This is a genomic window from Anaerotignum sp. (assembly GCF_045122575.1).
Lineage (GTDB): Bacteria > Bacillota > Clostridia > Lachnospirales > Anaerotignaceae > Anaerotignum_A.
In genome coordinates this window covers 1-6,292 of the sequence record NZ_JBGVHV010000029.1, presented here as the reverse complement: position 1 = coordinate 6,292, position 6,292 = coordinate 1, and the positions used below count along the sequence as shown (strand labels likewise).

The window sequence follows — 6,292 nt, the reverse complement described above, 5'->3', positions numbered from 1 at the left end:
TTATCTCTCCTCTTCCGCTACGACGTGCTGTCCTGTGATGGAAAATTCGACCCATTCTGCGATATTTGTCGCATGGTCACCGATACGTTCCAGATATTTGGCGATCATCAGAAGGTCGATACAGAATTCACCTTTTTTCTGATCTTCCCCAATCAGGCCGATCAGTTCCGTTTTCACCTGATCGAACAGATCATCCACCACATCGTCGTATTTCATGACGGAACGGGCCAGATCCAGATCTTTCTTTACAAAGGCATCCACGGCGTCTGTCACCATTTTTACCGCTGCCCTTGCCATATCCTGAATATGCAGTCTGCTCTGGGTATCGTGATCGTTCAGCTGTGCCATGATCTCTGCGATATCCCCCGCCTGATCGCCGATACGTTCCATATCGGAAATCATTTTCAGGGCAGAGGAAATGGCCCTGAGATCCTTCGCCACGGGCTGCTGCTGCAGCAGAAGGCGCATGCAGAAAGTCTCGATATCCCGTTCCATTCTGTCAATTTCGTTGTCTTTTTCAAAAACTGTCTGTGCGACAGACTTGTCATATTTGATGAGAGCGGAAACAGAAGCGGTGATCGCTTCTTCACACAAAGCCCCCATCTTGATCAGTTCCACATTCAGCTGTTCCAGCTGAGAATCAAAACGACTGCGTACCATAAATCAACCAAACCTCCCTGTGATATAATCCTCTGTTCTCTGATCTTTTGGCATGGAGAACAGTTTTTCTGTTTTGTCAAATTCCACCACTTCACCCAGAAGGAAGAAGGCTGTATTATCGGAAATACGTGTCGCCTGCTGCATGTTATGTGTCACCATAATAATAGTGTAATCTTTTTTCAGTTCCAATGCAAGTTCTTCGATACGGGAAGTGGAAATGGGGTCAAGGGCAGAAGTGGGTTCGTCCATCAGGAGAACTTCCGGCTGCACGGCCAGTGCCCTTGCGATACAAAGTCTCTGCTGCTGACCGCCGGACATGCCCAGAGCATTCTTTTTCAGTCTGTCCTTCACTTCGTCCCAGATGGCAGCATCACGAAGAGCCTTTTCCACGATTTCATCCAGCTGCACCTTGGAGCGGATGCCATGGGTACGGGGGCCATAGGCCACGTTATCATAAATACTCATGGGGAAGGGGTTGGGTTTCTGGAACACCATACCCACTCTTTTTCTCAACAGGTTGATATCCATGCCTTTATAGATATCCTGCCCGTCCAGAAGCACCTGCCCTGTGATCTTGCAGCCTTCCACCAGATCGTTCATACGGTTCAGGCTTTTTAATAATGTAGATTTGCCGCAGCCGGAGGGGCCGATAAAGGCTGTGATCTCTTTTTCGGGCAGTTCGATATTGATATTTTTCAGGGCTTTGAAATCGCCGTAATATAAGTCTAAATTGCTGACAGAAATTTTACTGTTTGCCATTACTCTTTTACACCTGCTTTCTTTGCGATAAAGGAGGACAATGCGTTGATGCCCACCACCAGTACCAGAAGGATGACTGCTGTGGCATAGGCCTGTTCCATATACAGACCTTCATTCAGAAGGGCGTACATATGCACCGCCAATGTTCGGCCGGAGGAGAAGAAGCCATCTGCCACCTCTGCCGCTGTACCGGCGGGATACAGAAGCGCCGCCGTTTCCCCGACGATTCGGCCTACGGCAAGGATGATCCCCGCCAGAATGCCGGGCACCGCAGAGGGCAGCACCACGCGGAAAACCGTACGCAGTTTGCCTGCACCCAGACCGAAGCTGCCTTCGCGGAAGGCATCGGGCACGGACATCAGGGCTGTTTCCGTGGTTCTCATGATCAGGGGAAGCACCATGATGGCCAGCGTCAGGGCACCGCCCAGAATGGAATAGCCCCAGCCCAGATAGATATTGAAGAACAGATACCCGAACAGACCAAACACGATGGAAGGGATCCCAGAAAGGGTCTCTGTTGTCATTCTTACTACAGAAACGAATTTGTTGCCGCGTTTCGCATATTCCACCAGATAGATGGCGGAGAAGATGCCTGCGGGCACAGCAATCAGCAGTGTCATGGCTGTGATCGTCAGGGTATTGACAATGGCGGGCATCATGGATACGTTGGTTGTGTTATATTCCCATTCGAACAGTTCCGGTTTCAGATTGGGGATACCCTTTGCCAGAATATACAGCAAGAGCGTTACCAGTACCGCCAGTGTGATCACTGCAGAAAGCACTACCACTGCCGCCAGAACAAAGGAAAAAGGATTACTTTTATACGCTTTCAGTCTTTCGGAAAAAGACTGTCTGTTGATGGCTTCCATCAGTCAGCCCTCCTTTTCAGCATGGAAAAACACAGATTGATGATGAGGATGAAAACAAAGAGCACCACTGCCGTTGCCAGAAGGGCTTCTCTGTGCAGATCTGCCGCATAGCCCATTTCCATAACGATATTGGCCGTCATGGTGCGGACACCGCTGAAAATGCTGTTCGGAACCACAGGCTGGTTACCTGCTACCATGACAACTGCCATAGTTTCCCCGATGGCTCTGCCGACCCCGAGGATGACCCCCGCCAGAATCCCCTGCTTTGCTGCAGGCAGCACAGCAAAAAATACGCTGCGTTCATGGGTCGCACCCAGCCCCAGAGAACCTTCATAATAAGCACGGGGCACAGCACGGATGCTGCTTTCGGATACACCGATGATAGTGGGCAGGATCATAATGCCCAGCAGGATGGATGCCGTTAAAATGCCCTTTCCGCTGCCGCCAAACAGATTCTGCATGATGGGAACCAGAACCACCAGACCGAAGAAACCGTATACGATGGAAGGGATGCCTGCCAGAAGTTCTACTGCAGGCTTAATGATCTTATAGAGTTTCTGAGGGCAGAACCATGCCAGAAATACGGCACAGAGGATGCCCAGAGGGACACCTACGATGATGGCCCCTACTGTTACATAAACACTGCCGATGATCATGGGGAAGATCCCATAAATATTATTCCCAGGTTTCCATTTCTGGCCCAGCAGGAAATCGAATACACCGATTTTCCCCATAGCGGGCACACCATTGGCAAACAGGAATACACAGATCAGTGCCACTGCCAATATGGACAGAGCCGCTGCCGCCATGAACACCCATTTCATACCATTTTCTTTCATTTATATTGCCTCCTTATCCAAAGGAATTTCTGTCCATTCATCTACTTCACCTTTGTAGATGGCTTTTATATCTTCGCTTTTCAACCCATCCACAGGGTTTTCGTGATTCACTACTACAGCAATGCCGTCCATAGCAATAACCGTCGGGATGAGCCCCGCTGCCAGCTCGCTTTCCTTCAGTTCCCTGGAAGCCATGCCGATATCACACATATCCTCTTTCAGGGAATTCATACCGATGGTGGAATCAGACTGCTGCATTTCCACAGTTACATTATGATTTACAGCTTCATAGGCTTCCTTGATCTTTTCCATCACAGGAGCCACGGAAGAAGAACCGGAGACCACCACATGGCCTTTGGCATTGGAAGGCACATAAGAGCCGTCGTTGCCCTGGCTGATATAACCGCTTTCCTCCACGATCTTCTGCCCTTCTTCGCTGAGGATATAGCTGATAAAATCCTGAGCCGCAGGGCTAGCATCTGCCTTTGTGGCGATATGGAAGGGTCTTGCCACCTGATAGGTCCCGTTTTTAATATTTTCGAAGGTAGCTTCTACACCGTCGATCTGCAGAGTTTTCACCGCATCATTCATGGAACCCATAGAAAGATAGCCGATCGCATTTTTATTCCCCGTTACCGTCATCAGCATGACCGCTGTACTGTTGGTGATCTCTGCCAGATCGGTGGTCATATCCATTTTTTCGCCGTTTTCATCCTTTTCCTCTACGCCGAACAGTTCTACAAAGGCACCTCTGGTACCGCTGCCGTCCTCGCGGGAAACAGGGGTAATACTTGCATGGGAAATATCCCCACAACCGGTCAAAAGCATCATCAGTGACAAAGACAATGGTAGTTTCTTTTTCATATTTCACTTACTCCTTGAGATTATTTTTACTCCTATTTTGCTCAATCTCAGTATATGAAATGAATGTTAAATGAAATATCCTGCTTTTGTTAAATCCTCGTTAAATCCACAGGAAAAAAGTCTGCTTTCGCAGACTTTTTTCTTTGAGCTTTTGGAGTTTTTTATAGGGAGTATGAAAAAGCTGTTTAAGGGGTTGTTACTGTACTGCTGCCCAGTCTGTGATGGTGCCTGTGAAGATATCTTTCACCTGTGCACTTTCCAGACCTGTGATTGCATTTTCGTGGTTTACAACAACTGCGATACCGTCCATAGCGATCACTGTGGGTACCAGACCTGCTGCCAGTTCGCTGTCTTTCAGTTCTCTGGATGCCATACCGATGTCACACATACCTTCCATTGTGGAAGTCATACCTGTTGTGGAGTCGGACTGCTGTACCTGTACGGAAACGTTACCGTTTACTGCTTCGTATGCTTCTTTCAGTTTTTCCATAACAGGTGTTACGGAAGAAGAACCTGCAACGATGACTTCACCGGATGCACCTGTGCTTTTGTATGCACCGTTGTTGCCCTGGCTGATGTAGCCGCTTTCTTCTACTACAGCCTGACCTTCCGCACTCATGATGAAGTTAATGAAATCCTGTGCTGCTTCTGTTACTTCAGCACCTGTAGCGATGTTGAAAGGTCTTGCTACTGCGTATGTACCATTTTTGATGTTATCTACTGTTGCCTGTACACCGTCAATTTCCAGAACTTTTACGGAATCATCCAGAGAACCCAGAGAAACATAACCGATAGCTTCTGTGTTGCCTGCTACTGTAGTCATCATAACAGCTGTGCTGTTTGTGATTTCTGCCAGATCCGTTGTCATATCGATCTTTTCGCCGGCTTCGTTCTTTTCTTCGATCCCGAACAGTTCGATGAAAGCACCTCTTGTACCGGAACCATCTTCGCGGGATACTACTGTGATTGCACCGCCCGCTGTATCTTCTGTCTGAGCGTCACTGCCGCCGCAGCCGGTCAATGCACCCATCGCCATTGTCATCGCCAGACCAAATGTCAGTAATTTTTTCATTCTAAATCTCTCCTTTTTTCTTTCCTTTGATTTTCTTGTTTTCTTTTGGTTTCTTTTGCTTACAAGAAGAGTATATGCTTCTTTTGTTAAGGAAAAAATCATGGTTCTGTAAAAGCTAAGAAAATAAATGTAAAGTTTGTGTTAAGCCCATCATTTTTCGTAATGCAGATGTTCTTTATTTTTCATTTTTCCGATAATTGACATTTATATAAGGAAATGATAGCATTATTTCAGTTTCCGAAAACGGATCTGCATGAATATTTAAAGTTGAGGTTTTACATATGCGAATCAAAAACAAAGTACTGATGGGCTCTGTTTTCTGCATCATCGCCGCCTGCCTATGGGGTATTTCCGGCGCAACAGGGCAATATCTGTTCAATTTTACAGGAGTTACTCCCGAATGGGTCGTTTCCACCCGCACACTTTTCGTCGGTATGATCATGCTGACCTTTCTTCAGCTGACCCGCGGCGGCGTCTTTGAAATATGGACATATAAGGAAGACCGCAAGGACATCATTATCTTTTCTCTTGTCGGCATGCTTTTCACACAATATGGATATTTTGCCGCCATCAAATACTGTAATGCTGCAACAGCAACAGTCCTGCAGTATACAGCCCCCATTATGATCGTAGTTTATCTGGCACTAAAAAACAGAAAACTGCCCACATTGGTAGAAATCATTGCTGTGATCGGCTGTCTGGCAGGCACCATTTTACTGGCAACTCACGGGGATCTGAAAAACTTAAGCCTTTCTCCGCAGGCATTGTTCTGGGGATTGGTTTCTGCCGTTGCACTGGCTTTTTATACCGTTTATCCTGCACGTCTTCTGACAAAATATGACACAAAGCTGCTCATCGGCTGGTCTATGATGATCGGCAGTGTGGCCATGCATTTTGTCCATCCTTCCTGGGAATACGCGGCCAACTGGGATCTGGCAGGCATCGCCTGCATGGTATTCATCGTCATTTTCGGTACCATGACCCCCTATCTCCTGTTCCTGAACGGGGTAAAATATATCGGCCCCACCAAAAGCAGTCTTTATGCTTCCGCAGAACCCCTTGCCTCTACCATTGTTTCCGTTGTATGGCTGAAGGTTGGGCTGGAGCTGATGGATTATATCGGCTTTATCTTTATCGTCGTAGCCGTGCTGATGCTTTCCTTTGTAAAGCCGAAAGAAGCAAAAAAAGCGGAATCCTCCGCCGAAAAAACCCCATAAAAAACAAAAACG

7 protein-coding genes are annotated in these 6,292 nt (G+C 47.4%); 1 reads left to right on the top strand and 6 read right to left on the bottom strand.

Going from position 1 to position 6,292, the window contains the following annotated elements:
• From phoU to ACJMLT_RS01275, 6 genes are all read right to left on the bottom strand, one after another.
• Positions 1-660 (bottom strand): phosphate signaling complex protein PhoU, encoded by a 660-nt coding sequence (gene phoU / locus ACJMLT_RS01300; protein ID WP_405725417.1) that lies wholly within the window; start codon positions 658-660, stop codon positions 1-3.
• Between the two features lie 3 nt (positions 661-663).
• Positions 664-1,419, bottom strand: a complete 756-nt coding sequence (gene pstB / locus ACJMLT_RS01295; protein WP_405725414.1) for a phosphate ABC transporter ATP-binding protein PstB — start codon at positions 1,417-1,419, stop codon at positions 664-666.
• The gene (gene pstA, locus ACJMLT_RS01290) at positions 1,419-2,288 is read right to left on the bottom strand and encodes a phosphate ABC transporter permease PstA (RefSeq protein ID WP_405725411.1); all 870 of its coding nucleotides are present in this window, start codon (positions 2,286-2,288) and stop codon (positions 1,419-1,421) included. The genes pstB and pstA overlap by 1 nt, the downstream gene beginning before the upstream one ends.
• Complete coding sequence (pstC, locus tag ACJMLT_RS01285; RefSeq protein ID WP_405725408.1) at positions 2,288-3,127, bottom strand: phosphate ABC transporter permease subunit PstC; 840 nt, start codon at positions 3,125-3,127, stop codon at positions 2,288-2,290. Before pstC ends, pstA begins: the two co-directional genes overlap by 1 nt.
• Positions 3,128-3,991: a substrate-binding domain-containing protein gene (locus ACJMLT_RS01280; protein WP_405725405.1), complete on the bottom strand. Its 864-nt coding sequence runs from the start codon at positions 3,989-3,991 to the stop codon at positions 3,128-3,130.
• A 196-nt stretch (positions 3,992-4,187) separates the two neighbouring features.
• Complete coding sequence (locus ACJMLT_RS01275; RefSeq protein WP_405725402.1) at positions 4,188-5,063, bottom strand: substrate-binding domain-containing protein; 876 nt, start codon at positions 5,061-5,063, stop codon at positions 4,188-4,190.
• Positions 5,064-5,344: 281 nt separating this feature from the next.
• Here ACJMLT_RS01275 and ACJMLT_RS01270 point away from each other — a divergent pair, with 281 nt between their 5' ends.
• Positions 5,345-6,280 carry a DMT family transporter gene (locus ACJMLT_RS01270; RefSeq protein WP_405725399.1) on the top strand — a complete coding sequence of 312 codons (936 nt, stop codon included), beginning with the start codon at positions 5,345-5,347 and terminating at the stop codon, positions 6,278-6,280.
• The last annotated feature ends 12 nt before the right edge of the window (positions 6,281-6,292 follow it).

Coding starts and splice junctions, on each gene's coding strand:
- pstC (WP_405725408.1), bottom strand. CDS start 3,127: ATGAAAGAAAATGGTATGAAATGGGTGTTCATGGCGGCAGCGGCTCTG.
- ACJMLT_RS01280 (WP_405725405.1), bottom strand. CDS start 3,991: ATGAAAAAGAAACTACCATTGTCTTTGTCACTGATGATGCTTTTGACC.
- pstB (WP_405725414.1), bottom strand. CDS start 1,419: ATGGCAAACAGTAAAATTTCTGTCAGCAATTTAGACTTATATTACGGC.
- pstA (WP_405725411.1), bottom strand. CDS start 2,288: ATGGAAGCCATCAACAGACAGTCTTTTTCCGAAAGACTGAAAGCGTAT.
- ACJMLT_RS01270 (WP_405725399.1), top strand. CDS start 5,345: ATGCGAATCAAAAACAAAGTACTGATGGGCTCTGTTTTCTGCATCATC.
- phoU (WP_405725417.1), bottom strand. CDS start 660: ATGGTACGCAGTCGTTTTGATTCTCAGCTGGAACAGCTGAATGTGGAA.
- ACJMLT_RS01275 (WP_405725402.1), bottom strand. CDS start 5,063: ATGAAAAAATTACTGACATTTGGTCTGGCGATGACAATGGCGATGGGT.